Origin of the sequence: Streptomyces durmitorensis (assembly GCF_023498005.1) — a bacterium.
Taxonomy (GTDB): Bacteria; Actinomycetota; Actinomycetes; order Streptomycetales; family Streptomycetaceae; genus Streptomyces; species Streptomyces durmitorensis.
Map to the genome: position 1 here is coordinate 5957898 of NZ_CP097289.1, position 26771 is coordinate 5984668.

A 26771-nucleotide genomic window follows, 5' to 3' on the forward strand; every position below is an offset into this window, starting at 1 on the left:
GGCCATGGAGTCCACCGGGAGTACCGTCGCGGAACTCGTGCAGGCCCGCTGGGGCGACCACCGCCCCGGGCTGCGCTTCGAGCACCAGGAACTCACCCACCACCAGGTCGCGGCGGGCGCGGCGGCCAGGGCGGCGCTCCTCGCCGACCTGCTGCCGAGAGGGGCCGAGCCGCACGTCGGCGTCCTGCTCGACAACACCCCCGAGTACCCGCTGTGGCTGAGTGCGGCGGCGCTCGCGGGTGCGGCGGTGGCGGGCATCAACCCCACGCGCAGGGGTGCGGAACTGGCCCGCGACATCGTGCACACGGACTGCCGGATCCTGATCACGGAGCGGGCACACCTCCCGCTCCTCGACGGACTCCAACTCCCCGGCATACGCATCCTGGTGACGGATACGGACGCCTACGCCGAACTGCTCGCGCCCTACGCACAAGCGCGCCCGGAGACATCGCGGGCGGCGACACCGGCGAGCCGCATGCTCCTCTACTTCACCTCCGGTTCGACGGGGGCGCCCAAGGCCGCGATCTGCAGCCAGGGCCGTCTCGCGGCGGCGGGCCAGTCCCTGGTGAGCCACTTCCGGCTCGGCCCGGAGGGCGTCCACTACATCTGCATGCCCATGTTCCACGGCAACGCGGTGATCGCGGACTGGGCGCCCGCGCTGGCGGGCGGGGCGGGGGTGGCGCTGCGGCGCCGGTTCTCGGCCTCGGCGTTCCTGGACGACGTACGGGCCTATGGGGCCACGTACTTCACGTACGTGGGCAGGGCGGTGCAGTACATCCTCGCGACGCCCGATGGTCCCGACGACACGGAGAACCCCCTGCGGATGGGCTTCGGCACGGAGGCCGGGGCGGTGGACGCGGCGCGCTTCGAGAAGCGGTTCGGTGTGCGGCTCGTGGAGGGGTACGGCTCATCGGAGGGCGGCGCGGCGATCCAGCGGACGCCGGGGACGCCGGAGGGGGCGATCGGGCGCGGGGCGCCGGGGGACGAGCTGGCGGTGGTGGACCCCGCCACGAGGGAGGAGTGCCCGCCCGCCGTCTTCGCGGCGGACGGACGGCTCCTGAACGGGGATGAGGCGATAGGGGAGTTGGTGAACAAGGGCCGGACGCCCTTCGAGGGGTACTGGCGCAACGCGGAGGCGGATGCGGCGCGGCTACGGGACGGGTGGTACTGGACAGGGGATCTCTTCTACCGGGACGGGCAGGGGTTCCTCTACTTCGCGGGCCGCACGGACGACCGGCTGCGGGTGGACAGCGAGAACCTGGCGGCGGCGATGATCGAGGGCATTCTCGCGCGGTGGGAGGGGGTGGCGGCGGTCGCGGTGTACGCGGTGCCGGATCCTGTGGCGGGGGATCAGGTGATGGCCGCGGTGTGTCCGCGGGCGGGGGTGGCGTTCTCTCCGCTCGCCTTCGCCGAATTCCTGCTGTCGCAGCCGGACCTGGGTACGAAGATGGCGCCCCGCTTTGTGCGGGTTGCTCGGGAGATGCCGGTGACCGCCACGAACAAGGTGGCGCGGGGCGCCTTGCGCAGGGAGGGGTTTCGCTGCGGGGATCCTGTGTGGTGGCGTCCTGACCCCGGGGCGGGGGCCTACCGCCGGTTCACCCCGGCGGACGAGTCCGCGCTGCTGGGGCAGTATCGCGCCCAGGGGCGGGAGGGGCTGCTGCCGGGGCCGCATGGACCTCTCCCGCCCATCCGCCCGTAACCCCGCATCCGCCCCTGCACGAACAGGCCTTTCCCGCCCACCCACCCGTTACCCGGTAGTCGGCCACGCACGTGAGGGGACGTGCCGGTATGTCCGCCCGGAGCACGGTTCGCGGCACTCCAGCAGCGAAGCAGCAGTCGCGGCCACCGGACGATAGCGAGGACGGACATACCGGCGCGGCCCCGCCCGCCCCCCCCCGGCATACCGTGGGCCCCATGGCCAGGGAGAGCGTAAGAGTGGCGTTGGGGCGGCGCGGCTATCTGGGGAGCAGCGCGCCCGGCAGGGCTGTGGCGTACCTCGTCGGGGGCGTGCTGCTGGGCGCGCTCGTTCTCGTGGGCGGGCTGGCGCTGGCCCTCCTCGGCGGGGTGCTGGTCGTCGTACTCGTCGGGATTCCCCTCCTCGGCCTTCTCGCCTTCGCCGGCATCCCCGTCGCCGCCCTCGAACGCCGCCGCCTCACCCTCGTCGACCCCGCACCCCCCGCCCCCACCCCCCACCGAACCCCCGAAGCCCCCGGCATCCCCGCCTGGTTCAAGCTGCGCGTCAAGGAGCAGGCCACCTGGCGCGAGCTCGCGTACACCGCGCTTCTCGCCCTGGTCCTGTGGCCCCTCGACCTCCTCGTGCTCGCCTGCACCCTCGGCGCCCCCGCCCTCCTCATCGGCGCCCCGGCCCAACTCGCCCTGGACGGCGGCGAGATCCGCGCCGCCAAGCTCTGGCTCGTCAGTGACTATCCGCACGCCTTCGCCATCGCCCTCCTCGGCCTTGCCCTGCTCGCCCCACTCCTCTATCCCCTCGGCGCCTACGCCACCGCCCGCGCCGCCCTCGCCCGTCTCCTCCTCGCCCCGCGCGAGGCCGAGTTGACCCACCAGCTGGCAGAAGTGACCCGCTCCAGGGCCCGCCTGGTCGACGCCTTCGAAGCCGAACGGCGGCGGATCGAGCGGGACCTGCACGACGGGGCCCAGCAGCGCCTGGTCGCGCTGACCATGACCCTGGGCCTCGCCCGGCTCGACGTCACCCCCGGCAGCCCCCTCGCCGCCCAGCTCGCCACCGCCCACGACGAGGCGGGGAACGTACTGACCGAACTGCGCGAGCTCATCCGGGGCATCCACCCCCAGGTCCTCGTCGACTACGGTCTCGCCGCCGCCATCGAGGACGCGGCCGAACGCTCCCCGATCCCCGTCGACACCGACCTGGACGGCCTGCCCCGCCTGCCCGAACCCGTCGAATCCGCCGGGTACTTCACCACCCGCGAGGCCCTCACCAACATCGCCCGCCACAGTGAAGCCCCCCGCGCGCACATCACCGCCCGCCATGAGCACGAAACCCTCCGCATCGACGTGCGCGACAACGGCAAGGGCGGTGCCGATCCCGGCCGCGGCACCGGCCTCACCGGCCTGGCGGACCGCATCGCGGTGCTCGATGGCACACTGACCGTCACCAGCCCGCCCGGCGGCCCGACCGTACTGTCCGTGGAGATCCCGTGCCGAGCCCAGCAACCCCGAGCCCTCACCACCGACTGAGGATCGTCGTCGCCGAGGACAGCGTGCTGCTCCGCGAAGGGCTCGTCGGCCTGCTCACCCGCTTCGGCCACGAGGTGCCCGCCGCGCTCGGCGACGCGGAGGGGCTGCGCGCCGCCGTCGAGGAGCACGCACCGGACCTCGTCCTCACCGACGTACGCATGCCGCCCACCTTCCAGGACGAAGGCCTGCGCGCCGCACTCGCCCTGCGTGCCGAACGGCCGAAGCTCCCGGTCCTCGTGCTCAGCCAGTACGTGCAGCGTTCGTACGCCGCCGAGCTCCTGGACACCGGCGAAGGCACCGGCGTCGGCTATCTGCTCAAGGACCGGGTGGGCCAGGTCGAGCAGTTCGCCGACGCGGTGACGCAGGTGGCGGCGGGCGGCACGGTCGTGGACCCGGAAGTCGTACGGCAGTTGATCAGGCGCCGCCGCGACCCCCTCGAACAGCTCACGCCGCGCGAGCGCGAGGTGCTCGGCCTGGTGGCCGAGGGCAGGTCGAACGCGTCGATCGCCGCCGAACTCGTCGTCAGCGAGGCCGCGGTGGGCAAACACATCGGCAACATCCTGGGAAAGCTCGACCTGCCGCCCGCGGACGGCACCCACCGCAGGGTGCTCGCCGTCCTCGCGTATCTGAGGGCCTGAGCCAGCACAGCCAGCACGGCCAGGACAGCCAGCACAGCTCGGACAGCCAGGACAGCCCGGAAAGCGTGCATCATGCACTGGCCACCGGTCTGGTCCATTACGATCCTGAACCATGAGCACGTCAGACCAGATACCGGCAGTACGGGCAGGCCTCACGCCGCGCCAGGCACGGCGCATACGGATCGCCGCGGCCTCGGTGCTGATGGCCGCGGCGGCCGTGGTGCTCGCCGTGCGCCTGGCGAGCCGGTCGTCCGTCCTGGTGGTGGGGGTGTACGGGCTGCTGCTCGTCCTCTGCGGCCTGGTGATCGAACTCAGCAGGCGCGGACGGACCCGGCTCGGCAGCTACCTCCTCGCCGTCGGCCTGGTGGCCGCGCTGCTCATGGACTGGGTGGTGCTTGCCTGACCGGCACGGGGGCGGCCGTCGGCGCCTCGCGCAGCCCGTACCGCTGATGGATCCTCCGCAGCGGCGCCGGTGCCCACCAGGCGCGGCGGCCGAGCAGCGTCATCGTCGCCGGGACGAGGAACATCCGGACCACGGTCGCGTCGATGAGCACCGCGAGCGTCAGGCCGAGCCCGATCTGCAGGATCGGTGAGAAGCCGCCGGTCATGAAGCCGCCGAAGACGATCGCGAGCAGCAGCGCCGCACAGCTGACGACGCGGCCCGAGCGGCGCAGCCCCTCGACGGTGGCGGCACGGTGGTCGCCGGTCTCCAGCCACGCCTCCCGCATCCGGGACAGGATGAACAGCTCGTAGTCCATGGCGAGTCCGAACGCGATGGCGATGATCAGCGGCGGCGCGGTCAGGCTCAGCGCCCCGAGCCCCTCACCGCCGAGCAGCCCCGCGGCGTGCCCGTCCTGGAACACCCACACCACGACGCCGAGCGCGGCGCCCAGGCTGAGCAGGGTGGTGGCGAGCGTACGCAGCGGGAGCAGCAGCGAGCCGGTGAAGGCGAAGAGCAGGGCGAACAGGGCGACCAGGACGGTGAGTACGGCCCAGGGCGCGCGCTCGGCGAGCATCGAACGGAAGTCGACGAGGCTCGCGGCGTTGCCGGTGACCCGGACCGGCTCGTCGCCGCGCAGGTCGCGCACCTGCTCCACGAGCCGGGTGGCGGCCGGACCGTCGACGGATCCGGTCGGCGTGAGTTCGAGCAGGACCGTGCCGTCGGAGAGCCGCTCGCTGTCGGCCGACCTGATCCCGGGCAGGGCCCGGATCTTGTCCTCGCAGTCGGGTTCGGCGCCGGGCCCGATGAGCACCTGGACCGGGTCGGTGTCCGTCCCCGCCGGATAGTGCTCGCGCACGGTGTCGTACAGCTGCCGCGCCTCGGTGTCGTGCGGGAGCTGCCGGGCGTCCCCGATGTTGATCCGCATCCCGAAGGCGGGCAGCGCGAGGAAGGTGAGCACGGCGACGGCGGTGCCGGCCACGGCCAGGGGGCGCCGGGCGGAGAAGAGGGCGAGGCGGGCGAAGAAGGCGCCGGGTTCGGGGGCGGGTGCGCCACTGGCCGCCCTTCCTCGACGCCAAATTGCTTTCTTCGTACGGGACTTCGTCCCTGACGGCGTGATCTTGCCGCCGAACAGGGCGAGCAGCGCCGGAAGGAGCGTCAGCGCCGCCAGCATGTCGACGACGACCACCGCACCGGCCGCCAGGCCCATGCTGCGCAGGAAGGGGCTGGGGAACCAGACGAGCCCCGAGAGGCTGATGGCCACCGTCAGGCCGGAGAAGAGGACGGTGCGTCCGGCGTGGGCGACGGTCGCGTGCACGGCCTGCGCCACGTCCTGCGTCTTTCCCCGCTCCTCTGTCCTCCCCGTCTCCTCTGTCTTCCCCCGCTCCTCGCGGAAGCGGATCACCATCAGGAGCGCGTAGTCGACGGCGAGACCGAGGCCGAGCATGGTGACGATCTGCACGGCGTAGACGGAGATCTCGGTGAACTGGCTGAAGCCGTAGAGGGTCAGGAACGCACCGGCCACGCCGCTCACGGTGACCAGGAGGGGGAGACCGGCGGCCCGCAGCCCGCCGAAGATGAGCAGGAGGACGACCAGTACGGCGGGCAGGGTGATCAACTCGGCCTGTGCGACGTCCTCTTGAGCCCTGCCGCCCATCTGCTCGCCGAGCAGCGGCCCGCCGCTCACCGCCACGTCACCGGCGGTGATCTCACGCAGGCGGTCGGCCGCGTCGCCGACGGCCTCCTCCTCGGCGTCGTCGTCGAGGCCGCCCTTGAGGACGACGGGGACGAGCAGGGCCTTGCCGTCCTGGGCGACAAGGCCTCGGGTGGTGTACGGATCCGGCACCTGGGCGATGCCCGGCTGCCTCCGTACGTCGGCCACGGCGTCGTCCACCTGCGCGCGGACCCGTGGGGATTCGACGTCCGGGCCCGACACCATGGCGCTGAAGTCCTCGCCGTCCGGGGTGAGTTCGGCCAGGCGTTCCTCGGTGACGACGGACTCGCTGCCGGGGACGTCCTCGACCGACGAGGTCAGGTCGCCGAAGACCCGGGTGCCGAAGCCGAGACCCAGGACGAGGAGAAGGAGCCAGATGAGGACGACGGTTCGGGGGCGTCGGGTCGCTGAGCGGGCGAGGGCGGCCAACATGGGCTCTGCCTCCTCCATGGACGGGGTCCGGGTCGCCCCTCAGCGTCGCCCTCCGCCGCGCGTGGCGGATCGCCGTGGCGGGCGGTCTTGCGTTCTCCCCCGAGCGGGGTAGACCTCCGTCGGGCGGGGGAGGCGGCGGCAGGTCGGTGAGTGGCCCTAGCTCCCCGGAACCACGAGCCCCGTCTCGTACGCGCAGATCACCGCCTGCACCCGGTCCCGCAGCCCCAGCTTCGACAGGACGTTGCTGACGTGGGTCTTCACCGTGTGGTCGCTGACCACGAACGACGCCGCGATCTCCGCGTTCGAGAGCCCCCGGGCAAGCAGCCGCAGCGTCTCCTCCTCGCGGGCGGTGAGCACCGAGAGGCGTTCGGCGGGCGACACGGCAGGTGCGTCGGACTCCGTGCGGCGGCGCCGGACCACGTCCGCCACCAGGCGCCGCGTCACCGAGGGAGCGAGCAGGGAGTCCCCGGCCGCCACGACCCGCACCGCGTGCACCAGGTCGTCCCTGCGGACGTCCTTGAGCAGGAAGCCGCTCGCCCCTGCGTACAGCGCCTCGTACACGTACTCGTCGAGGTCGAACGTGGTCAGCATGACGACCCGGCAGCTGGACTGCGCGCACACCTGGCGGGCCGCCTCGATGCCGTCCATCCCCGGCATGCGGATGTCCAGGAGGATGACGTCGGGGGCGTGCAGGCGCACCGCCGCCACCGCCTCGGCGCCGTCACCCGCCTCCGCCACCACCTCGATGTCGGGCTGTGCCTCAAGGATCATGGAGAAGCCGCTGCGCACCAGCTCCTGATCGTCGGCGACCGCCACCCGGATGCTCATCCCCCAAGGATGCCGTGGGCAGCGTGACGGCGACACGGAATCCACCATCGGGTCCGTTCCCGGCCTCGGTGGTGCCACCGCAGGCGGCGGCGCGTTCCCGGATGCCGACCAGGCCGTGCCCCGCGCCCTGCGCGCCGGAGAGCCCGGCTCCGTCGTCCTGGATCCGCAGCCTCAACTCGGCCGCGTACCAGGTCAGTTGAATGGTCACCGTCGCCGCTCCCGCGTGCTTGACGCAGTTGGTCAGCGCCTCCTGGACGATGCGGTACGCGGCCACCTCGACGTCGGGCGGGAGCGGACGGGGCTCTCCCTCTTCCGTCAACTCCACGCGCAGGCCCGCCTGTTCGACCAGTGCGGCCAGCTCAGGGAGCGCCGCGAGCGTCGGCTGCGGGTCCCGTCCGGCGTCCGGCGCCGTCGACTCCCTCAGGACGCCCAGGATCCGCCGCAACTGCACCATCGCGTCGCGCCCCGCGCCGGCGATCGCTTCGAACGCCCCCACCGCACGGTCCGGATCGCTGCGGACGACCACGGGTCCCGCCTCTGCCTGGACCACCATCAGGCTCACCGCGTGGGCGAGGATGTCGTGCATGTCGCGGGCGATCCTGGACCGCTCCTGGCCGACCGCACGCGCCGTCTCGGTGGCGCGCTCCCGCTCCAGGCGCCGGGCCCGGTCCTCCAGGGCCGCGGTGTACGCGCGCTGCACGCGGGCGAAGGCACCCAGGGCGTACGCGCTGACGAGGCTGAGCAGGTGGAAGGGGTACTCGTACGGCTCGGCGTGCTCCTTGAAGGCCATGGTGACGGCGGCCCCCGTCAGCCAACCGGCGAGCATGACGCGCCGTTTCAGCGGCGTGCTCAGGGCGGCCACGGTGTAGAGGGCGACCATGCCGCCGAAGCAGACGTCGGGCGGCGGCCGGTGGTAGAGCGCCATGACGGGCGTGAAGACGGCGATCACGGAGGCACAGGCGAAGGGCGCGCGGCGCCGCCAGATCAGCGGCGCCGCGGTCCCGGCACCGAGGGCGAACCCGGCCGCGCTCAGCGGGTCGCCGCCCTCGTCGGGGAAGAGGAACTGGAGCGAGACGGCGAAGAGCACCAGGGCGGCGAGCGCGGTGTCCACGACGTAGGGGTGGGCGGTGTGGGTGGTGCGCAGCCGGGACAGGGCGGGGAAGGGACGTTGCATCGGCGGGCTCCTCGGGGCAGGAGGCCGTGCCAGTATCGCGGCGGCCCGGCGGCGCTGTCCTCACCGGTGCGGGGGATATGTGCGGGGCGAAGGCGTCTGCGGTTCTCCGCAGGGTCCTCAGGACTCCAGGTACCGCAGCACCGCGAGCACCCGGCGGCTGTAGCCGGTGGTGCGCGAGAGGTCGAGCTTGTCGAAGATCGTGTTGAGGTTCTTCTCGACCGCGCTCAGCGAGATGTGCAGCTTCTGCGCGATGGCCGCGTTGGTGTGGCCCTGCGCGAGCGCCTCGATGACGGTGCGCTCGCGGGGCGTGAGGCGGGAGAGGGGGTCGGTGTGCGTGGTGCGGATGACCAACTGCCGTACGATTTCCGGGTCGATGGCGGCGCCGCCCGCGTGGATCCGCTCCAGCGAGTCGAGGAACTCGTCGACCTGCGCGACACGGTCCTTGAGGAGATAGCCGACCCGCTCGGCGTTCGGAGTGAGCAGCTGCGCCGCGTAGTTGCGCTCCACGTGCTGGGAGAGCACGAGCACGCCGACCCCGGGCCAGCGCTCGCGGATCTCCACCGCGGCGCGCAGCCCCTCGTCCGTGTGGGTCGGCGGCATCCGGATGTCGGTGACCACGACGTCCGGCGTCCGCGCCTCCACCTCACGCAGCAGCGACACGGCGTCACCCACCCCGGCGAGCACCTCGTGCCCCTCCTCGGCGAGCAGCCGGATCAGCCCTTCGCGCAGCAGGGTCGAGTCCTCGGCGAGCATTACGCGCACGGCAGCTCCGCGGTGATGGTGGTGGGCCCCCCGGAGGGGCTGTGGACGTCCAGTCTGCCGTCGAGCGCGGCCACCCGGCTGTGCAGCCCGGTCAGACCGCTGCCCGCCGGGTCGGCGCCGCCGACGCCGCTGTCGCGGACCAGGACGGCCAGGTAGGTGCCGTGTCCCTTGACGCTGACGAAGATGTCCGCTGCGGACGCGTGCTTGGCCGCGTTGGTCACGGCCTCGGACACGACGAAGTAGGCGGCCGTCTCGATGGCCGCGGGCAGCGGCTCGGGAACGTCGTACTCGATCCTCATCGGGATGCCGCACCGCTCACGGACCCCGCCGAGCGCCTCCTGCAGACCGAGGTTGTCCAGGGCCGACGGATAGACGCGCCAGGCCACTTCGCGCAGTTCGGTGAGCACTTCCCGCGACTCCCTGTGCGCCTGCTCCAGGAGGGCGTCAGACTGCTCCGGCGTCTTGCCGCGGCGGGCACGGCCGAGCAGCATGGCAAGGGCCACGAGGCGCTGCTGGACGCCGTCGTGCAGATCGCGCTCGACGCGCCGCCGCTCCGCGTCCACCGCCCGCACCACCGCGGCGCGGCTCGCGGCCAGTTCCTGGATGCGCCGCTCCAGGAGCTCGCGCTCGGAGGGCCCGAAGCACTCGCGGGCCAGGCGTGCGTCCAGGGCGGCCAGCGAGTTCAGGCCCTGGACGTCGAGGAAGAGCAGGACGCCGCCGAGCACCACCTGGGTAAGCAGCTCCTGCCAGGTCAGCGTGGACCGGGCGACGCCCGCGGCGAGCAGCCCGGCCAGGACGACCCCGAAGACGAGCAGTCCGACCACGACGCCGCACAGCAGCCCGGCGTACGTACGGGCCGCGAGGTAGCGCAGCACCCGCTGGTCGGAGGCGTGGTGCTCCGGGAACCTGTCACGGAAGAAGACCGAGCGCCTCGCGCGCTCGATGGCGGTGAGCCTGCGGGCCCCCGAGGCGAGCAGGGCGTGGGCCCGGCCTCGGGTGCGCGGCCACAGCAGGAAGGCGCCGAGCAGGGCGCCGGCCAGGATGAAGTACAGCAGGCCGAGGAGGGCGGTGAAGCAGCTGAGCAGGACACCGGTGGCCCTCAGGAGGCGCGCCGTCGGCTTCGACGGGGGCGGGGCACCGTCCATCGGCCGTGGACCGAGCGGCGGCAAGAGACGATGGGTGTCCGTACCTGCCAGATCCCCCTTCACGCCTGCCGACACTAGTGACGCCGCCCAGAGGCGGCAAGATCGCCCGACTGCTTCCTGGACCGGACGCGCCTGATCACGTAGAGGGCGACGGCGGCGAGGACCAGGACGAGGACGGCCTTGGACAGGAATCCGACGTAGGTCTCCACGGCGTCCCACTGGTCGCCCAGCCAGTACCCCGCCATCACGAGGACCGAGTTCCAGACCAGGCTGCCGAGGGTGGTCAGGGACAGGAAGACCGGCAGCGGCATGCGCTCGACACCGGCCGGTACGGAGATGAGGCTGCGGAAGATCGGCACCATGCGGCCCAGGAGGACGGCCTTGGTGCCGTGCTTGGCGAACCACCGCTCGGTGCGCTCCAGGTCGGAGCCCTTGACCAGCGGCAGCCTGGCCCAGATGGCGTGCATGCGCTCACGGCCGAACAGCACGCCGATCCAGTACAGGACGGCGGCGCCGACCACGGAGCCGAGCGTGGTCCAGAACAGCGCGGACGCCAGGCTGATCACGCCCTGCCCCGCGGCGAAGCCGGTCAGCGGCAGGATCACCTCGCTGGGCAGCGGCGGGAAGAGGTTCTCCAGGGCGATGGCGAGACCGGCTCCCGGGCCGCCCATGGTGTCCACGAGGTCGGCCGCCCAGCCCGCTATGCCGCCCGCGGGTTCCTGGGGGAGGGCGAGGGTCACGAGATCCATGCGGTTTCTCCAAGCTGGCGGGGCGGCGGCTGTGGCACAGCCGCCGGGCTTCATCAGCAACGCTAGAAACCGTGGGCCGGCGGCGGTATGCGGGTTGCCGTCGATCAGGGTGGGGTTTTCCGCAGGTTTCCCAAGGCTTCCGAAGGCGTCCGAAGGTTTCCGGGAAACGCGAAAGGGCTTCTCGGAAATCCGAGAAGCCCCAGGTCAGCGACCTAATCGCTAGTGCGCCGCCAGGGACTCGAACCCCGGACCCGCTGATTAAGAGTCAGCTGCTCTAACCAACTGAGCTAGCGGCGCCTGCTGACTCAAAAATAATACCTGCTCCCGCAGGGTGCTCAGGACCGCCCCTAGATCGCCAGAGACAGCAGCACCGGCGCCGCCCCGCGATTGAGCGTCTCGGCCGCTTCCCGCAGCCGGTGTGCGTGCTCCACCGGCAGGGACAGCGCGAGGCAGCCGACCGCGGAGCCCGCGGTGATGGGGACGGCGGCGCAGACCGTGCCGACCGCGTACTCCTGGAGGTCCAGGACCGGGACGGTGGCGGGCTGGGCCGCGAGGTGGCTCAGGAGGACCCGCTCGTTCGTGATCGTCCGCGAGGTGAGGCGGGCCATCTTGTGGCGGGAGAGGTGGTCCCTGCGGCCGTTCAGGTCGAGCTGGGTCAGCAGGCTCTTGCCGACCGCGCTGGCGTGCGCGGAGGAGCGGAAGTCCACCCACTCGTTGACCTTCGGGGTGCGGGGGCCGTCCGCGCAGTCGGTGATCTTGATTTCGCCGTCCTCGTACCGGCTGAAGTAGACGGCCGCGCCGATCGAGTCGCGAAGACCGTCGAGCGTCACCTGGAGCTTGTCCCGCAGCGTCTGGTCGCGGCGCTGGGCCGAGCCGAGGCGGGCGAGGGATTCACCGGTGACGTACGCGCCGTCGGCGATCTGCTCGATGTAGGCCTCGCGGCGCAGCATGCGCAGCAGGGCGGCCAGCTGGGGGGCGGGAAGGTCGATCTGCCGGGCGAGCTCGGCTTCGGTCACGCCGGTGTCGTGCTTGGAGACGATTTCGAGCACCCGCAGGGCGCTCTGTACCGAGTGCTGCGGCGTGGTCGGCTCATGCTTCAGCGCCACGGCTTCCCCCTGCGTGGAACGGTTCCGGACAGCTGGGCTCGTCCCACGATAGCCGCCAAGGGCCCCATATGGAGCGGCTGTTGACGAGATTGGTGGCGCGCCCCGGCCCTGTCAGCAGGAACGCGCCACCCTGGCATATGCCAGTGTCACCACCCAAGGCCATGGCCTGGCTGATTGCGGTGCACGGTCACAGGACCGCGCTGAGGAACTCCCGGGTCCGCTCGTGCTCCGGCTCGGTGAAGATCTTCTCCGGGGTCCCGGACTCGATGACCCGGCCCGAGTCGAACATCAGGACCTGGTCCGAGATGTCACGGGCGAAGTTCATCTCGTGGGTCACACAGAGCATCGTGATGTCCGTCGTGTGCGCGATGTCCCGCAGGACGTCGAGGACACCCGCCACCAGCTCGGGGTCGAGCGCGGACGTGACCTCGTCCAGGAGCAGCACCTGCGGGCGCATCGCCAGGGCGCGCGCGATGGCGACGCGCTGCTGCTGGCCGCCGGAGAGCTGGTTGGGGTACTTGTCGATGTGCTCGGTGAGCCCGACCAGTTCGAGCAGGCCGCGGGCGCGCTCCTCGGCCTCGTCCTTGGACAGGCCGAGCACCTGGACCGGCGCCTCGGTGATGTTCCGCAGGACCTTCATGTTCGGGAAGAGGTTGAACTGCTGGAAGACCATCCCGATGTTCTTGCGGACCTCGCGGATGTACTTCTCGCCGGCCGGCACGAGCTTGCCGTTCTTCTCCTCGTGCGTGAGATAACGCCCGCCGACCTTGATGGTGCCCTCCTCGGGCTTCATCAGGGTCATGAGCAGCCGCAGGATCGTGGTCTTGCCCGATCCGGAGGGGCCGATCAGCGTGACGTGCTTGCCCGAGTCCACGGAGAAGTCGAGCTCGTCCAGGACGGTGTTCGAGCCGAACCTCTTGGTGACCTTGTCGAAGCGGATCAGCTCGCTGCCGTCCACCGCCGGATTGGTCGTTTCCTTGGGGGTGCTTTCAGACGACAAGACGACGCTCCAGAGCTCGGAGGAGGAGGGAGGACGGGTAGGCGATGACGATGAAGGCGATGCCGACGACGGTCAGGGCCTCGGTGTACTGGAAGGTCTCCGCCGCCTGGAGGCGGGAGCGCTGCAGCAGTTCGAGGACGCCGATGCTGGCGAGCAGCGGGGTGTCCTTCAGCATCGCGATGACGTAGTTGCCCAGCGCGGGGATCACGCGCCGGATGGCCTGCGGCAGGATCACCGCGGTCCACGTGTGGCGGTAGGGCAGGCTCAGCGCCGTGGCCGCCTCCCACTGTCCCTCGGGCACGGCCTCGATGCCCGCGCGGTAGACCTGCGCGGTGTACGTCGAGTAGTGCAGGCCGATCGCGATGGTGCCGGTCGTCAGCGCGGAGAACTGGATGCCCCAGTCCGGCAGCACGAAGAAGAAAAAGAAGAGCTGCACGAGCAGCGGAGTGTTGCGGATGAACTCGGTGACGATGCCGACCGGCCAGCGCACGAAGCGGCTCGGCGCGCGGAACAGGAGCGCCCACACCAGGCCGAGCGAGAACGAGATCAGCGAGCCGAGTGCCAGGACCTGCAGGGTGACCAGGACGCCGTCCCAGAAGTGCGGCATGAAGTCGGAGACCGCACCCCAGTCCCACTTGTCAGTTCCGTTGTTCACGCGCCACCGCCCCCTGAGCTCTTCGGGATCTGAGAAGTCGCCAGCTGCTGGCGGAAGTTGAGCTTGCCCATCAGGCCGCCTCGCGGCTCGGGGCTCTGTCCGATCCCCGCCTTGGTCTTACGCTCCAGCGAACGCATCCCGCGGGTCAGCAGGAACGCGATCACGAAGTAGATGACCAGGGTGATCGTGTAGATCTCGGCGCTCTCCGTGGTCGCGAGGCGCACCAGGTTCGCGGCGAAGGACACGTCGCCGATGCCCAGCAGCGAGACCAGGGCGGTGCCCTTGAGGAGCTCGACCAGCAGGTTCGAGAACGGCGGGATCATCTCCGGGATGGCCTGCGGCAGCAGGATGAGACGCATCCGCTGCCACGGGCTGAAGCTCAACGCGACCCCCGCCTCGCGCTGTGCCGGTGTCACCGAGTTGAGCGAGCCACGCACGATCTCGGCGCCGTACGCACCGTAGGAGAGTCCGAGTGCGAGCACGGCCGCCCACATCGGGACCAGCGCCCAGCCGACCAGTTGCGGCAGGACGAAGAAGATCCAGAACATCAGCACCAGCGAAGAGGTGCCGCGGAAGACCTCGGTGTAGAACCCGGCGAGGAAGCGCACGGTGCGCAGCCGGTGGGTGCGGGCCATGCCGATGCCGAAGGCGACGGCGGTCGCGAGGGCCGCGCTGTAGATCGTCAGCTGGATGGTGATCCAGATACCGGGCAGAACCCAGTGTTCCCACAGTCCCGCTGTCATTTGCACAGCTCCTCTGCGGTCAGCGTGGTCATCTCGTCCTTGGTGAAGCCGAAGGGCTTCAGGATGCGGAAGAGCTCGCCGCTCTTCTTCATCTTGTGGATCTCCACGTTGAAGGCGTCGCGCAGCTTCGTGTCGGTGGGCCGGAAGGTGAAGCCGCCGCCGTCGATCTGCTTCTCGCCGTCGACGATGGGCGCGAAGGCCTCGGTGGCCTCCGCCTTCGTGCTCTTGCGGACCACTTCGCGGCCGGTCAGGGCGGTGCCCGCGAAGAAGTCGATGCGACCGGACTCCACGGCGTTCATGCCCGCGACCGGGTCGGGGAAGATCGAGATGTCCCCCCGCTTGTAGCCCGCGGCGATTCCGTAGTCGATCTCCGCGTAGGCGGGTCCCGTGCCCATCTTCGCCTTCGCCTTGAAGGCGTCCTGGTAGTTGAAGAGCTTCTTCGGGTTGCCCTTGCGGACGATGAAGGAGTCCAGCATCTGGTATTCGGGGTCGGAGAAGATGACCTGCTGACAGCGGTCCTTGTTGATGTACATCCCGGCCGAGACCACATCGAACTGCTGCGTGTTCAGGCCAGGGATGAGCGAGCCGAACTCGGTCGCCACCGGCTGCACCTTGGGGACACCCAGGCGCTCGAAGATCGTTTTGGCGAGCTTCACCGCCTCGCCGGTGAACGCCCCGTCCTCGTCGATGTACCCGTACGGCGCCTCTCCCGCGATCCCGAGCCGTACGGTCCCCTGCGACTTCAGGCGCGCCAGCGTGTCCCCCGTGGGGACCTTGCTGCAGCCCGCGGCGCCGAGCGCGCCCACCGCACCTACCGCGGCCGCGCCGAACAGGAGTGATCGTCGGCGGACCCCCGAATTCCGGGGCACCGCACTCGGTCCCGTGCCGTGGGCACGGGCGCTCTCAGTCTCATTGCTCTCTGGGTCGTTCCAAAGTGGTGGAGCCATGGGCGCGCGGCTACCCGACTCGACGCAAGATATGCGGGCCAATTTCAGCCCCTGATGCAATCGTTGTGGTCTTGACCCAGGGAGGAGCATGGGACACATGGCAGACCGATTCATCGAAGTCTCCCTCGCCAAGCGGGGAGTTCAGTGCACGGCAAAGCTGCTCGACGACCGGGCCCCGTTGACCTGCGCGGCGGTGTGGGAGGCGCTTCCGCTCAGCGAGGACGTCTATCACGCGAAGTACGCCCGCAATGAGATCTACGCCCTCTTTCCGGCTTTCGCGGACCGCGAGCCGCCCCTGGAGAATCCGACAGTCACCCCCATTCCCGGCGACCTCTGCTATTTCTCCTTCAACGGGACACAGCTGGGCACGCAGGCCTACGGCTACGAACCGGCCGCGGACGTCAAGGCGGGCGCCACGGTCGTGGACCTCGCCCTCTTCTACGAGCGCAACAACCTGCTGCTCAACGGAGACGTCGGCTGGGTTCCCGGCATCGTCTGGGGCCAGGTGGTCGAAGGCCTCGACCAGATGGCCGAGGCCTGCAACGACCTGTGGCGCGCGGGCGCGCAGGGCGAGACGCTGAATTTCCGCAGAGCGTAGGTCCGCAGGTCCGCAGGTCCCGCCCGCGGGTTCCCGCGGGTTCAGTCAGTGGCGGGCGGCGCGATCCTCGCGCCGCCCGCTTCGTACAGCGCGTGCGCGGCCCGCAGGACGAGCGCGTCGGCGTGTCGCGCCGCCACGATCTGCACGCCGATGGGCAGCCCCTCCCGGTCCACCCCGCAGGGGACGGTCGCGGCCGGCTGCTGCGTCATGTTGAAGGGGTACGTGAACGGCGTCCACCCCGTCCACCGGCGATGGCCGGAACCTTTCGGTACCTCCGCTCCAGCCTCGAACGCGGTGATCGGCAACGTCGGTGTGACCAGGAGGTCGTACGTCTGGTGGAAGCGGCCCATGCGACGGCCGAGCTCCATGCGTACGTCAACTGCGGCAAGGTAGTCGAGCGCGCTTGACCGGGCGCCCTGCGCACAGATCTCCCGCAGCCCCGGGTCGAGCAACTCCCGCCGGTCGGGCGGCAGATGCTCGATCACCCGGGCCGCGCCGCTGAACCACAGCGTGTGGAACGCCTCCACCGGATCCGTGAAGTCCGGGTCGGTCTCCTCCACGTACGCACCCTGCGCGGCAAGGGACTCCACCGCCTGCCGCACCGCGGCGGCGACCGCGGGCCGCACCGCGACCTGACCGCCGAGCGAGGGTGAGTAGGCGATGCGCAGACCGCGTACGCCGCCTTCGATACCCGCGCGGAAGCTGCCCGCCACCGGACCGAGCTGTGACCAGTCGCGCCAGTCGGGGCCGCTGATGACGTCCATCAGGAGCGCCGCGTCCGCCGCGTCCCGTGTCATCGGGCCGACGTGCGCCAGCGTGCCGAACGCGGACGCGGGGTAGATCGGCACCCGTCCGTACGTCGGCTTCAGCGCGAAGATCCCGCAGAAGGAGCCCGGGATCCGCACCGAGCCGCCGCCGTCCGTGCCGAGCGACACCGGCGCCGCGCCGAGCGCCACGGCGGCCGCGCTGCCGCCGCTGGAGCCGCCCGCTGTACGCGAAGGGTCGTACGGATTGCGCGTGATGCCGCTCTGCGGGCTGTCCGTGACGCCCTTCCAGCCGAACTCGGGCGTCGTCGTCTTGCCGATGAACACCGCGCCGTGCTCGCGAAGGCGCGCCACCGACGGCGCGTCCTCCTCCCAACTCCCCTCCGTACGCACGGTCCTCGATCCCCGCAGCGTCGGCCCGCCGCGCTGCAGCAGGATGTCCTTGACCGAGACGGGGACACCTTCGAGGAGCCCTCGCGGCTCACCGCTCCGCCACCGCTCGGCGCTCGACTCGGCCTGCGCGAGGGCCTCCTCGGCATCGATGCGCACGAAGGCGTTCACCGCGGGCTGCACTTCCTCGGCCCTGCGCAGGGCCGCCCGTGTCGCGTCGACCGGACTGAATTCGCCCTTGCGATAGGCGTCGACGAGTTGTACCGCGGTGAGATCCGTGAGCTCGGTCATGCACGCTCCTCAGGGGAGGGAAGTGACGCTCTGACTCGGGGAGTGATCAGCGCTGCCCGGGTAGATCAATTCCCGGGTACATACCCACGTTTCTTGTCGACCACGTTGGAAAGAGGCCGCCCGGCCGCCCACTCCTCGTACAACTCGACGAACTGTGTGCCCAGTTCATCGCGCCAGCCGACGGTGTCGCCGCTCATGTGCGGGGACACGATCAGCCCCGGCGCCGTCCACAGCGGGCTGTCCGCGGGCAGCGGCTCGTGCTCGAAGACGTCGAGCGCCGCGCCCGCGATCCACCGCTTCGACAGGGCGGCCGCGAGATCGTCCTCCACGACGAGCGCGCCGCGCCCGATGTTGATGAAGCGCGCGGACGGCTGCATCATCCCGAAGCGCCGCTCGTCGAACATGCCGCGCGTGTCGTCAGTGAGCGGCGCCGCGCACACCACCCAGTCGGCGCGGGCCATGAGCCGGTCGAGTTCGTCGGGACCGTGGACGCCTTGGCGGGCGCTGCGCCCCACCAGGGCGGTGATGATCCCGAGCCCCTTCAGCATGCGCACGATGGCGTGCCCGATCGGCCCCGAACCCACGACACACGCGCGCGTGCGGGCGACCCGCTGGGTCTCGCGGTGCTGCCAGGTGCGCTCGCCCTGGAACTCCAGGGTGCGCGGCAGGTCCTTGGCCATGGCGAGGACGAGGGCGGCCACGTACTCGGCGATGGGCTGGTCGAAGACGCCGCGGGCGTTCGTGACCAGCGTGTCGGAGGCGGCCAGCTCGGGGCACATGAGGCGGTCGACGCCCGCGCTCGCGGTGTGCACCCAGCGGGGCCTTCGCCCCTCGCCGGGCCACGCCAGGCGCACCGCGTCCGAGAGGAAGTCCCACACCAGGAGCACATCGGCCTGGGGGAGTTGGGCCGCCAGGGTGTCCGCGTCCGCGTGCAGGATCCGGGCGCGGCCCGTGAGGCTGCCGAGGCGGGGCGGCGGGGCGGGGGACGGGGCGTCGAGGACCAGAACGGTTGTATCGGGCATCGGATCAGACATCCGATCAGGCGTGGGATCAGACATTGATTCGGACATCGAGGAGAAACCGTTTCGCAATGAGAGTCCGCTTCCCTGAGATTTGTGTCGGCCAGAGCCGTCTGAGATGCGCGGATTGACCACGCTCGCACCTGAAACTACCTTCGTCAACAGAGGTGCTCTATCACAAGCACCCCACGACTGAGTACGCTCCGTACGAGGCCGTAGCACTCTCTGTAGCGCTTTCTTGGCGCCTTCTGCCCCATCCCGACGTCCCGGCGCGTCGCCGGCTACGCATCTCCCGGCCCCCGGCCGGTCCCTCCATTGCACGCACGCACGAACTTGGGGCCTGCTCATGGACGTCTCTTTCCTCGGCGGACCACACCCTCAACGCGGTGTAGGTGTCGTCGCCCCTTTCGACTTCGCCCTCGACCGAGAGCTCTGGCGCTGGGTGCCGGACGAGGTCTCCCTCCATCTGACACGCACTCCGTACGTGCCCGTCGAGGTAAGCCTTGACCTGGCACGACTCGTCAGCGAGCACGAAACGCTGGCCGAGGCGGTGCGCGCGCTGAGCGCCGCCGAGCCGGAAGTTCTGGCGTACGCCTGTACGTCGGGCAGCTTCGTCGGCGGCATCGCGGGCGAGCGCGCGATGTGCGAGGCCATGCGCCGCGAAGGCGCGGTCTCCGCCGTCACCACGTCGGGCGCGCTGCTCGAGGCGCTCGACGATCTGGGCGCGCGGCGCATCGCGCTCGTCACGCCCTACACCTGGTCGGTGACGCAATCACTCGAGGAGTATCTGGCCGAATCCGGTGTGTCCGTCACCGGTCGCGCCTATCTGGGCCTGACGCGGCACATCTGGAAGGTGCCGTACAAGGACGTGGCGGACATGGCGCGGCGGGCGGTGCTCGGCGGGGCCGACGCGCTCTTCATCAGCTGCACCAACCTCGCGACGTACGACGTCATTCCGCAGCTGGAGGCCGAGCTGCGGATTCCGGTGATCTCCGCGAACCAGGTGACGATGTGGTCCGCCCTGCGCCGTCTGGGTACCCATGCCGTAGGGCCCTACCAGGCGCTGATCAATCCGAGTGCCAGGCCGGGCGCGGGTCCGGTCGCCGGGCCGGGCGAGCTGCCCGGTGTGGTACCGCTCGATCCGCCCCAGGGCCTGCCCGAAGGACCACCACCGCTGCCTTGAAGGAGGCTGGAAGTGACCGCACTTGGTTTCCTCTATCCGGGTCACTCGGCTGAGGACGACTACCCCCGCATGGAGCAGATGCTGGGGAGTGACGTCCGGCTGCAGGTCGTCCACACCGACATCGGCGAGGACGCGCACCGGGTCGACGCGCTCCTGGAGATGGGATCGGCGGATCGGCTCGCCGCCGGGGTCGAGGAGTTGCGCCTGGCCGGGGCGGAGGCGGTGGTGTGGGCCTGCACCAGCGCGAGCTTCGTCTTCGGCTGGGAGGGCGCGCACGACCAGGTCCGCACCCTGGCCCGGACGGCGGGCCTGCCGGCGTCCAGTACGTCCTTCGCGTTCGCTCACGCGGTACGTGAGGTGGGCGCGGGGCGGGTCGCTGTCGCGGCGACGTACCCGGAGGACGTCGCCGCCCTCTTCGCCTCGTTCCTCAAGGCGTCCGGCACGGAGGTCGTGTCGACGCAGGGGAGCGGCATCATCACGGCGGCGGAGGTGGGTACGTGGGGCTGGGAGGAGGTCAGGGCCATGGCCCACGCGGGCGACCACCCCGACGCGGAGGCGATCCTGCTCCCCGACACGGCCCTGCACACGGCGGCGTACGTCCAGGACCTGGAGCGCGACCTGGGCAAGCCGATCCTGACAGCGAACCAGGTAACGGTCTGGGAGGGCCTGCGCCTGGCAGCCCGCCGAGTGAACGCCCCCTCACTGGGCGCACTGTTCACGAAGGAGCCGGTGGTACAGGTCCGGTAGGCGCGGGTGGGGGCGGCGTGCGGGTGCGGTGCTGCTCCGTCTGTGGGTGCGTGCGGGCTGCGGGGCTGGTTCGTCTGTGGGGCGGGGCCGTGCCGGTATGTCCGTCCTCGCTATCGTCCGGTGGCCGTGGGGCTGCTGCGGCGGGGGGAGTGCGGGGAACCGTGCTCCGGGCGGACATACCAGCATGTCCCCTCGCGAGCGCTGCCGACAGCAGGTGCATTCGTGCTGCGGCGCCACTTGGCCTTGGGGGCGGGGCCGCGCCGGTATGTCCGTCCTCGCTATCGTCCGGTGGCCGCGTAGCTACTTCGGCACGGGAGTCCTGCGAACCGTGCTCCGGGCAGACATACCGGCACGTCCCCTCACGAGCGTGGCCGACTGCGGGTGCGTGCGGGCGGGCCGCTCTTGACTGGGATACCCAGGTCGCAACTGCCCCCCCACCCCACCCCTCCCACTTCCGCTGTTGTACGTGCCCCCGCCCACCCCGTATCTACTCCGATCCCGCCCACCCCCTGCCAGGCAGGACACCCCGGGGCAATCGGGCGGGTGGGTGGGAAAGGCTTGTTCGGGCAGGGGTGGATGCGGGGTGAACGGGCGGGTGGGTGGGAGAGGTCTGTTCGTCCAGCGGGGCCCGCGGGGCAAGGGTCCGGCGCTGCCGGGGAATAAAGCGGAGCCCCCCTCCTGTTGGCCCTGCGGAGCAAGAAACCGCACAAGCACCGCGCAGCAGGAGGCAGGCCCCCGTGACAGTGGACCCGAGCGACGACATCCGCGGCGAGCGGCACGGCAGCGCGCCGGTCCCGCTCTCCGTACTGGACCTGGTGACCGTGGGCGCGGGGCGCACCGCCACCGACGCCCTGAAGAAGAGCGTGGACATCGCCAAGCTGGCCGAAGGACGCGGATACCACCGCTACTGGGTGGCCGAGCACCACTCCATGCCGGGAGTGGCCTCCTCCTCACCCGCGGTCATCCTCGCCCACCTCGCCGCCCACACCGACCGCATCCGGCTCGGCTCCGGCGGCGTCATGCTGCCGAACCATGCTCCTCTCGTCATTGCGGAGCAGTTCGGGACCTTGGAAGCGATGGCCCCCGGCCGTGTCGATCTGGGACTCGGGCGCGCCCCGGGCACCGACGGCGCCACCGCCGCCGCCCTGCGCAGGACGGACCGCCTCAACGAAGGCGCCGACGACTTCCCCCAGCAGCTCGCCGAGCTGACGCGATTCCTGGACGACGACTTTCCCGACGGGCACCCGTACAGCCGTATCCACGCCGTCCCCGGCCCGGTCCAGGCCACCTCACCCGGCGGCGTCCAGTCCCCGCACCGCCCGCCCCTGTGGCTGCTCGGCTCCTCCGGGTTCAGCGCCCGCCTCGCCGGAGTCCTCGGTCTGCCCTTCGCCTTCGCGCACCACTTCTCCGCGCAGAACACGATCCCGGCGCTCGACCTCTACCGCGAGTCGTTCAAGCCCTCCGCCGTCCTCGACGCCCCGTACGCCCTCATCGGCGTGTCGGCCCTGGCGACCGAAGACGAGAAGGAAGCCCGGCGGCAGGTTCTTGCCGCCGCCCTGAACATGGTCCGGCTGCGCACCGGGAAGCCCGGGCTCGTCCCGACTCCCGAAGAGGCCGAGGCGTACGAATTCAGTGACATGGAGCGGGAGTTCGTCAACAGCTGGAACTCCAACGTCATTTACGGCACCGCCGACCAGGTCCGCACCGGCCTCGACGACCTCGCCAAGCGCACCGGCGCCGACGAGCTGATGATCACGGCCAACGCGCACAGCGGTGAAGTGCGCCTGAGGTCCTATGAGTTGATCGCCGACGCTTACGGATTGCCGCGCGCGTAGCCGTCAACCGGCCGCGAGCAGCGCGGAGATGCGATCCGGCGTCACCGGGCGGGAGTACAGCCACCCCTGCCCGGTGTCGCACCCGATCCGCCGCAGCCGCGCGGCCTGGGACGTGGTCTCCACGCACTCCGCGGTGACGGTCAGGCCGAGCCGGTGGGCGAGTTGCACCAGGGCCTCGACGATGACCTCGTCGGCGGGGTTGATGTGCGCCTCGCCCGCCTCCGCGTCGTACTGGAAGCCGCGGACGAAGGATCCGTCCAGCTTCAGGACGGAGACCGGCAGCCTGCTCAGGTACGCCAGGTTCGAGTAGCCCGTGCCGAAGTCGTCGATGGCGATCCGCACCCCCATGTCGCTGAGCGACTGGAGCGCTTGGAGCGGGCGGCCCGCCGAGCCCATCACCGCCGACTCCGTGAGCTCCAACTGGAGCAGTTCGGGGGCGAGTTCGGTCTCGGCGAGGATGTCCGCGACGTCGGCCACCAGGTCCGAGTCCCAGACCTGGCGCACCGCGACGTTGACGCTCACGAAGACCGGCGGCCGCCCGGGGTTCTCCAGCTGCCACTGCCGGGCCTGGCGGCACGCCGTCCGCAGCACCCAGCGGCCGAGCTGCACGATCGAACCGTCCTCCTCCGCCAGTCCGATGAACCGATTCGGCGTCAGCAGGCCGAAGTGCGGATGCTGCCACCGCACCAGCGCCTCGACCCCGCGCACGCCGCCGTCCTCAAGGCGCACCAACGGCTGGTAGTCCAGGACGAATTCACCGCGTTCGACGGCCGGACGCAGAGAACTCGACAGCGACTGACGGGTCATGCGGTGGGCGTTGCGCTCGGGGTCGAAGAGCGTCCAGCGGGCCTTGCCGTCCGACTTCGCCCAGTAGAGCGTCGTGTCGGCGGCCTGCATGAGGCAGGTCGTGGTGGTCCCGGCCGCGCGTCGTTCCACGACGCCGATCGACGCCGAGACGGCGAGCCGCTGGCCGGAGAGGTCGAAGGGCTCCTGCAGCGCCTTGAGCGCCGCGTCGGCGAGGTCGGCCAGCTGGTCCGTGCCCGTCGAGTCCTCCACGAGCAGTGCGAACTCGTCGCCGCCGAGCCGCGCGACCAGCGGCGCGGCCGCCCTGCCGTGACCGGCCTCGTCGGCGCACCGCGTGAGCCGCTCCGCCACGGCGGTCAGCAGCCGGTCGCCGACCCGGTGGCCCAGGGTGTCGTTGACCGCCTTGAATCCGTCGAGGTCCAGGTAGCAGAGGCCGATCCGGCCGGTGCCCGTGTCGTCGTACGCACCCGCTTCGAGCGCGGCGGCAAGGCGTTCGAAGAACAGGCTGCGGTTGGGGAGCCGCGTCACCGGGTCGTGCATCTGCAGGTGCCGGAGCCGGGCCTGGAGCTCGCGGCGCGCGCTGATGTCGGTGGCGGCGAGCAGCACCGTGCGGTCGTGGGCGCCGGGCATCGGCGAGACGGTGATCTGCACCCACAGGGAGTGCCCGTCGGGGTGTTTCAGGCGCCGGGTGCAGCGCAGCTTCGCCTGGCGCCCGCGCAGCACCTCGCGGTACGCGTGCCAGGTGCGGGCGTCCGACGCCAGGTCCACCAGATCGGAGGCGAGGCGCCCCGTCAGCTCGTCGGGCGCCGCGCCGAGCAGCTCGGCGAGCGCGTCGTTGGCGTCGACGACGAGGCCTTCGCCGTCCACGACGCCGAGGGCGAGGGGGGCGGCGGCGAAAGCGGCCCGGTGATCGGGCAGCTGCCCCGGATTGCGACGCTCCGTAGTGGGCGCCCTGGCGAGGTCGGGTGCTGTGACCGCTGTGGGCGCTTGGCCTTCAGACGTTCCGTTCACCACTTGCTCCCGCAGTGCAGTTGTTCGGCGAGGCCGGGCCCGCGCAGGAAAGTGTGCCGATCATAGGGGCTGGCCCGACGGCGCATCCAGCCACAGCGCGGTGTCGCGTGGCGGCCGTTTCCGGCATAGGACAAGTGCATGCCCGGCATGGGTTTGGCAGCCGGCCGACGGCAGATCGTTTCTGCTCATGCCAGTACCGCTTCCTTTGCCCCTCAACCTCCCCGGCGACCACTTGTGACGTTCCGTGAGCGCTCGGGGAGCCGCCCGTCACCCGGCTGGGTCAGGCGAACAGGGCATATTTGAATAAATCAACACAGGGTGGGTGGGATGCCCCGTAATCCGCACCCGGAGGTCGACGTGCCGCGTCAGCTACCCCCCTGGGGACTCACCCGTGGAGGGGAGAGACCCCGGTTGCGCAGCGCGGCCGCCGCCCTCACGTCCCTGACCGCACTCGCCGCCACGGGGCTCGTCGCGGGCCCCGCGATCGCCCAGAGCTCAGGGGTGCCCTGCGCGCTCCAGCGCACACCGGCGCATCACTCGGAGGGCCTGGACACCTGGAACGGCGCCTACCCGCGCCCGGAGCGGACCCTCGACGCGGTGATGGTCTTCCTCTCCTTCCCCGACTCCCCGCCCCGGAGCGCCCCCGAGGAGCTGGCGGCCGACTACTTCCCCGCCACCAGCCAGTTCTTCGACCGCGCCTCCTACGGCAAGTTCGCGCTGCGCCCGCACCCGCAGCGCAAGTGGGTCGAGATGCCGGACTACTCCACCTCGTACGCCATACAGCGCGACTGGAACCCGGCCCGGCGCAGCGCCTATCTGCGGGACGCGGTGGCCGCGGCCGATCCGCACGTCGACTTCTCGCGGTACGACGTCGTCTACTTCGTCGCCGACCCCGACGCGCCCGGCGTCGACTCGGACGCGACGAAGGTCGTCAACTTCGACCGGCCGATGCGGGCCGACGGAGCGGACATCAAGCGCATCGTCACGGTCTTCGAGCGCCATCCGCCGGACCGCAACGTCCTCGCCCACGAGACCGGCCACGTCTTCGACCTGCCCGACCTCTACCACCGGCCGACGGAGGGCAAGGGCGACTGGGACACGCACGTCGGCGACTGGGACGTCATGGGCAGCCAGTTCGGGCTCTCTCCCGACCTCTTCGGCTGGCACAAGTGGAAGCTCGGCTGGCTGGACGAGCGGCAGGTGGTGTGTGTGGAGGGCGAGGCCCGGCGGCTGACCCTGGAGCCGCTGGCGGTGCGGCCCGCGCGCGGGGGCGTCGGCGGCACCAAGCTGGCGGTCGTCCGCACGGGCCGCGGCAGCGCCATCGCCATCGAGGCGCGCAGCGCGGCGGGCAACGACCACGCGACCTGCAGCGAGGGGGTGCTCGCCTATCGCGTACGCAACGAGGCGCCGTCCGGCGGCGGCCCGGTGGAGGTCATCGACGCCCACCCGGACTCGGAGGCGTGCTGGGGCGAATCGGTGTATCCGGCGCTCGCGGACGCGCCGGTGGGGGCGGGGGAGAGCTTCACGGTGCCGGACGACGATGTACGCATCGAGGTGGAGGGGCGTACGGCGACCGGGGCGTGGACGGTGAAGGTGTCGGTGGGGTGAGCGCGGCGCCCTGTGCGGTGGCGCATCGTGCGGTGGCGCACGGTGCGGGGTGGTGCCGGACATGAAAGAAGCCCCTCGCTTCCGCGAGGGGCTTCTTTCTGTCTGTGCGCCGCCAGGGACTCGAACCCCGGACCCGCTGATTAAGAGTCAGCTGCTCTAACCAACTGAGCTAGCGGCGCCTGCTGACGTCGTAGACCTTAGCACTCTGATCGCCGCCAGGAAAAATCGATATACGGACCGCGGAGCCCGCCGCCGCACGGGCCGCGCGGACGCAGGCCCAGAGCGCCACCTCGGGTCCCGGAAGCCACGGATGCCGGGCGTCGGGGGCGACCAGCCAGCGCGATTCGAGGTGCCCTTCGAGGCGGCTGGGCTGCGGGGTGTCCCGGTGTTCCGGGGTGATCGGCGGCACGGTCACGGCGTCCCCCGTGCCGTGGCAGAGCACGCTCGGCACGGCACTGCCCCACTCCTCCCATTCGAGGAGCGAGGGAAGCCGCTGGGCGGTTCCGGGGGCGGTGAAGAGCAGCATGCGGCCGCGGTGCGCCGCGACGGGGCCCGAGCCGGGGCCCTCGTCCCATAACCGGTCGAGCATCCGCCGGCCGAAGACAGCAGGGACGCTCACCACGTCGAACACGGAGCCGCAGGGGAGTACGGCCGGGGCGCTGGGCCGACTGCGCCAGTGGGCGAGGGCGCTGCGCGGATACGTTTCCGCAGAGGCGAGCCAGGCGGCTCCCTCGGTGGTGACGTCGGAGATGTCCTGGACGTCGGCGAGGGCGGGATGCGGGTGGAGACGCGTGCTGCTCATGGCAACTACATCTACCGGTAGTGAAGGTTCCATTTCTGAGAGTTGCCAGAAATGGGGACAACAGGGGGTGGGAGGGAGTACCTTGCCCTCGCGGCATATGCCCCGTGATCTTTTGCGGGGCGGGAAAAGCCTTGCCCCCGATGCCCCTCGGACCTCGGGTCTCAGGCTTGA

At 70.9% G+C, this 26771-nt stretch carries 24 protein-coding genes and 2 tRNA genes; 9 read left to right on the plus strand and 17 right to left on the minus strand.

What is annotated here, in order from left to right:
• Window positions 1-4 precede the first annotated feature (4 nt).
• The 4 genes from M4V62_RS26680 to M4V62_RS26695 all read left to right on the plus strand — a co-directional run bounded on the left by M4V62_RS26680 (window position 5) and on the right by M4V62_RS26695 (window position 4257).
• Window positions 5-1699, plus strand: coding sequence for a long-chain-fatty-acid--CoA ligase (locus M4V62_RS26680; RefSeq protein ID WP_249589744.1), 1695 nt, complete (start codon window positions 5-7; stop codon window positions 1697-1699).
• Between the two features lie 215 nt (window positions 1700-1914).
• Window positions 1915-3216, plus strand: coding sequence for a sensor histidine kinase (locus tag M4V62_RS26685; RefSeq protein WP_249589745.1), 1302 nt, complete (start codon window positions 1915-1917; stop codon window positions 3214-3216).
• Window positions 3177-3854: a response regulator gene (locus M4V62_RS26690; RefSeq protein WP_249589746.1), complete on the plus strand. Its 678-nt coding sequence runs from the start codon at window positions 3177-3179 to the stop codon at window positions 3852-3854. Before M4V62_RS26685 ends, M4V62_RS26690 begins: the two co-directional genes overlap by 40 nt.
• Before the next feature lie 112 nt (window positions 3855-3966).
• The gene (locus M4V62_RS26695; protein ID WP_249589747.1) at window positions 3967-4257 is read left to right on the plus strand and encodes a hypothetical protein; all 291 of its coding nucleotides are present in this window, start codon (window positions 3967-3969) and stop codon (window positions 4255-4257) included.
• Here the strand turns inward: M4V62_RS26695 and M4V62_RS26700 are convergent.
• The 12 genes from M4V62_RS26700 to ehuB all read right to left on the minus strand — a co-directional run bounded on the left by M4V62_RS26700 (window position 4232) and on the right by ehuB (window position 15548).
• Window positions 4232-6439, minus strand: a complete 2208-nt coding sequence (locus M4V62_RS26700; RefSeq protein ID WP_249589748.1) for an MMPL family transporter — start codon at window positions 6437-6439, stop codon at window positions 4232-4234. The genes M4V62_RS26695 and M4V62_RS26700 overlap by 26 nt on opposite strands.
• Window positions 6440-6595: 156 nt before the next feature.
• The gene (locus M4V62_RS26705) at window positions 6596-7267 is read right to left on the minus strand and encodes a response regulator (protein ID WP_249589749.1); all 672 of its coding nucleotides are present in this window, start codon (window positions 7265-7267) and stop codon (window positions 6596-6598) included.
• A complete protein-coding gene (locus tag M4V62_RS26710) occupies window positions 7200-8441 on the minus strand; it encodes a sensor histidine kinase (RefSeq protein WP_249589750.1) in 1242 nt (413 codons plus the stop codon). The genes M4V62_RS26705 and M4V62_RS26710 overlap by 68 nt, the downstream gene beginning before the upstream one ends.
• A gap of 117 nt (window positions 8442-8558) precedes the next feature.
• A complete protein-coding gene (locus M4V62_RS26715) occupies window positions 8559-9194 on the minus strand; it encodes a response regulator transcription factor (RefSeq protein WP_249593011.1) in 636 nt (211 codons plus the stop codon).
• Window positions 9194-10348: a sensor histidine kinase gene (locus M4V62_RS26720; RefSeq protein WP_249589751.1), complete on the minus strand. Its 1155-nt coding sequence runs from the start codon at window positions 10346-10348 to the stop codon at window positions 9194-9196. Before M4V62_RS26720 ends, M4V62_RS26715 begins: the two co-directional genes overlap by 1 nt.
• 74 nt (window positions 10349-10422) lie before the next feature.
• The gene (locus M4V62_RS26725) at window positions 10423-11097 is read right to left on the minus strand and encodes a DedA family protein (protein WP_249589752.1); all 675 of its coding nucleotides are present in this window, start codon (window positions 11095-11097) and stop codon (window positions 10423-10425) included.
• Window positions 11098-11320: 223 nt separating this feature from the next.
• Window positions 11321-11394: transfer RNA gene (locus M4V62_RS26730), tRNA-Lys, on the minus strand.
• 50 nt (window positions 11395-11444) lie between these two features.
• Complete coding sequence (locus M4V62_RS26735) at window positions 11445-12203, minus strand: IclR family transcriptional regulator (protein WP_249589753.1); 759 nt, start codon at window positions 12201-12203, stop codon at window positions 11445-11447.
• A gap of 187 nt (window positions 12204-12390) precedes the next feature.
• Window positions 12391-13203, minus strand: a complete 813-nt coding sequence (ehuA, locus tag M4V62_RS26740) for an ectoine/hydroxyectoine ABC transporter ATP-binding protein EhuA (RefSeq protein ID WP_249589754.1) — start codon at window positions 13201-13203, stop codon at window positions 12391-12393.
• On the minus strand, window positions 13193-13810 hold the full coding sequence (gene ehuD, locus M4V62_RS26745; RefSeq protein ID WP_249593012.1) for an ectoine/hydroxyectoine ABC transporter permease subunit EhuD: 618 nt from the start codon (window positions 13808-13810) through the stop codon (window positions 13193-13195). The genes ehuA and ehuD overlap by 11 nt, the downstream gene beginning before the upstream one ends.
• 44 nt (window positions 13811-13854) lie before the next feature.
• Window positions 13855-14601 carry an ectoine/hydroxyectoine ABC transporter permease subunit EhuC gene (gene ehuC / locus M4V62_RS26750; protein WP_249589755.1) on the minus strand — a complete coding sequence of 249 codons (747 nt, stop codon included), beginning with the start codon at window positions 14599-14601 and terminating at the stop codon, window positions 13855-13857.
• Complete coding sequence (gene ehuB / locus M4V62_RS26755; protein WP_425574993.1) at window positions 14598-15548, minus strand: ectoine/hydroxyectoine ABC transporter substrate-binding protein EhuB; 951 nt, start codon at window positions 15546-15548, stop codon at window positions 14598-14600. The genes ehuC and ehuB overlap by 4 nt, the downstream gene beginning before the upstream one ends.
• A 97-nt stretch (window positions 15549-15645) precedes the next feature.
• Between ehuB and M4V62_RS26760 the strand changes: the two genes are divergently transcribed.
• Window positions 15646-16146, plus strand: coding sequence for a DUF3830 family protein (locus M4V62_RS26760; RefSeq protein WP_249589757.1), 501 nt, complete (start codon window positions 15646-15648; stop codon window positions 16144-16146).
• Window positions 16147-16187: 41 nt separating this feature from the next.
• Here M4V62_RS26760 and M4V62_RS26765 read toward each other — a convergent pair whose 3' ends face one another.
• Complete coding sequence (locus M4V62_RS26765) at window positions 16188-17591, minus strand: amidase (protein ID WP_249589758.1); 1404 nt, start codon at window positions 17589-17591, stop codon at window positions 16188-16190.
• A 65-nt stretch (window positions 17592-17656) separates the two neighbouring features.
• Window positions 17657-18613, minus strand: a complete 957-nt coding sequence (locus tag M4V62_RS26770) for a D-2-hydroxyacid dehydrogenase (protein WP_249589759.1) — start codon at window positions 18611-18613, stop codon at window positions 17657-17659.
• 343 nt (window positions 18614-18956) lie between these two features.
• Between M4V62_RS26770 and M4V62_RS26775 the strand changes: the two genes are divergently transcribed.
• The 3 genes from M4V62_RS26775 to M4V62_RS26785 all read left to right on the plus strand — a co-directional run bounded on the left by M4V62_RS26775 (window position 18957) and on the right by M4V62_RS26785 (window position 22375).
• On the plus strand, window positions 18957-19793 hold the full coding sequence (locus M4V62_RS26775) for a maleate cis-trans isomerase family protein (RefSeq protein WP_249589760.1): 837 nt from the start codon (window positions 18957-18959) through the stop codon (window positions 19791-19793).
• Between the two features lie 12 nt (window positions 19794-19805).
• Window positions 19806-20540: a maleate cis-trans isomerase family protein gene (locus tag M4V62_RS26780; RefSeq protein WP_249589761.1), complete on the plus strand. Its 735-nt coding sequence runs from the start codon at window positions 19806-19808 to the stop codon at window positions 20538-20540.
• 737 nt (window positions 20541-21277) lie between these two features.
• The gene (locus tag M4V62_RS26785) at window positions 21278-22375 is read left to right on the plus strand and encodes an LLM class flavin-dependent oxidoreductase (RefSeq protein WP_249589762.1); all 1098 of its coding nucleotides are present in this window, start codon (window positions 21278-21280) and stop codon (window positions 22373-22375) included.
• A 3-nt stretch (window positions 22376-22378) separates the two neighbouring features.
• Here the strand turns inward: M4V62_RS26785 and M4V62_RS26790 are convergent, their stop codons facing one another.
• Window positions 22379-24190 carry a putative bifunctional diguanylate cyclase/phosphodiesterase gene (locus M4V62_RS26790; protein WP_249589763.1) on the minus strand — a complete coding sequence of 604 codons (1812 nt, stop codon included), beginning with the start codon at window positions 24188-24190 and terminating at the stop codon, window positions 22379-22381.
• 327 nt (window positions 24191-24517) lie between these two features.
• Between M4V62_RS26790 and M4V62_RS26795 the strand changes: the two genes are divergently transcribed.
• Complete coding sequence (locus M4V62_RS26795) at window positions 24518-25798, plus strand: M6 family metalloprotease domain-containing protein (protein WP_249589764.1); 1281 nt, start codon at window positions 24518-24520, stop codon at window positions 25796-25798.
• Between the two features lie 105 nt (window positions 25799-25903).
• On the opposite strand, the gene M4V62_RS26800 is transcribed toward M4V62_RS26795, so the two are convergent.
• A tRNA-Lys gene (locus tag M4V62_RS26800) sits at window positions 25904-25977 on the minus strand.
• The gene (locus tag M4V62_RS26805; protein WP_249589765.1) at window positions 25968-26600 is read right to left on the minus strand and encodes a bifunctional DNA primase/polymerase; all 633 of its coding nucleotides are present in this window, start codon (window positions 26598-26600) and stop codon (window positions 25968-25970) included. The genes M4V62_RS26800 and M4V62_RS26805 overlap by 10 nt, the downstream gene beginning before the upstream one ends.
• Between the last annotated feature and the right edge of the window lie 171 nt (window positions 26601-26771).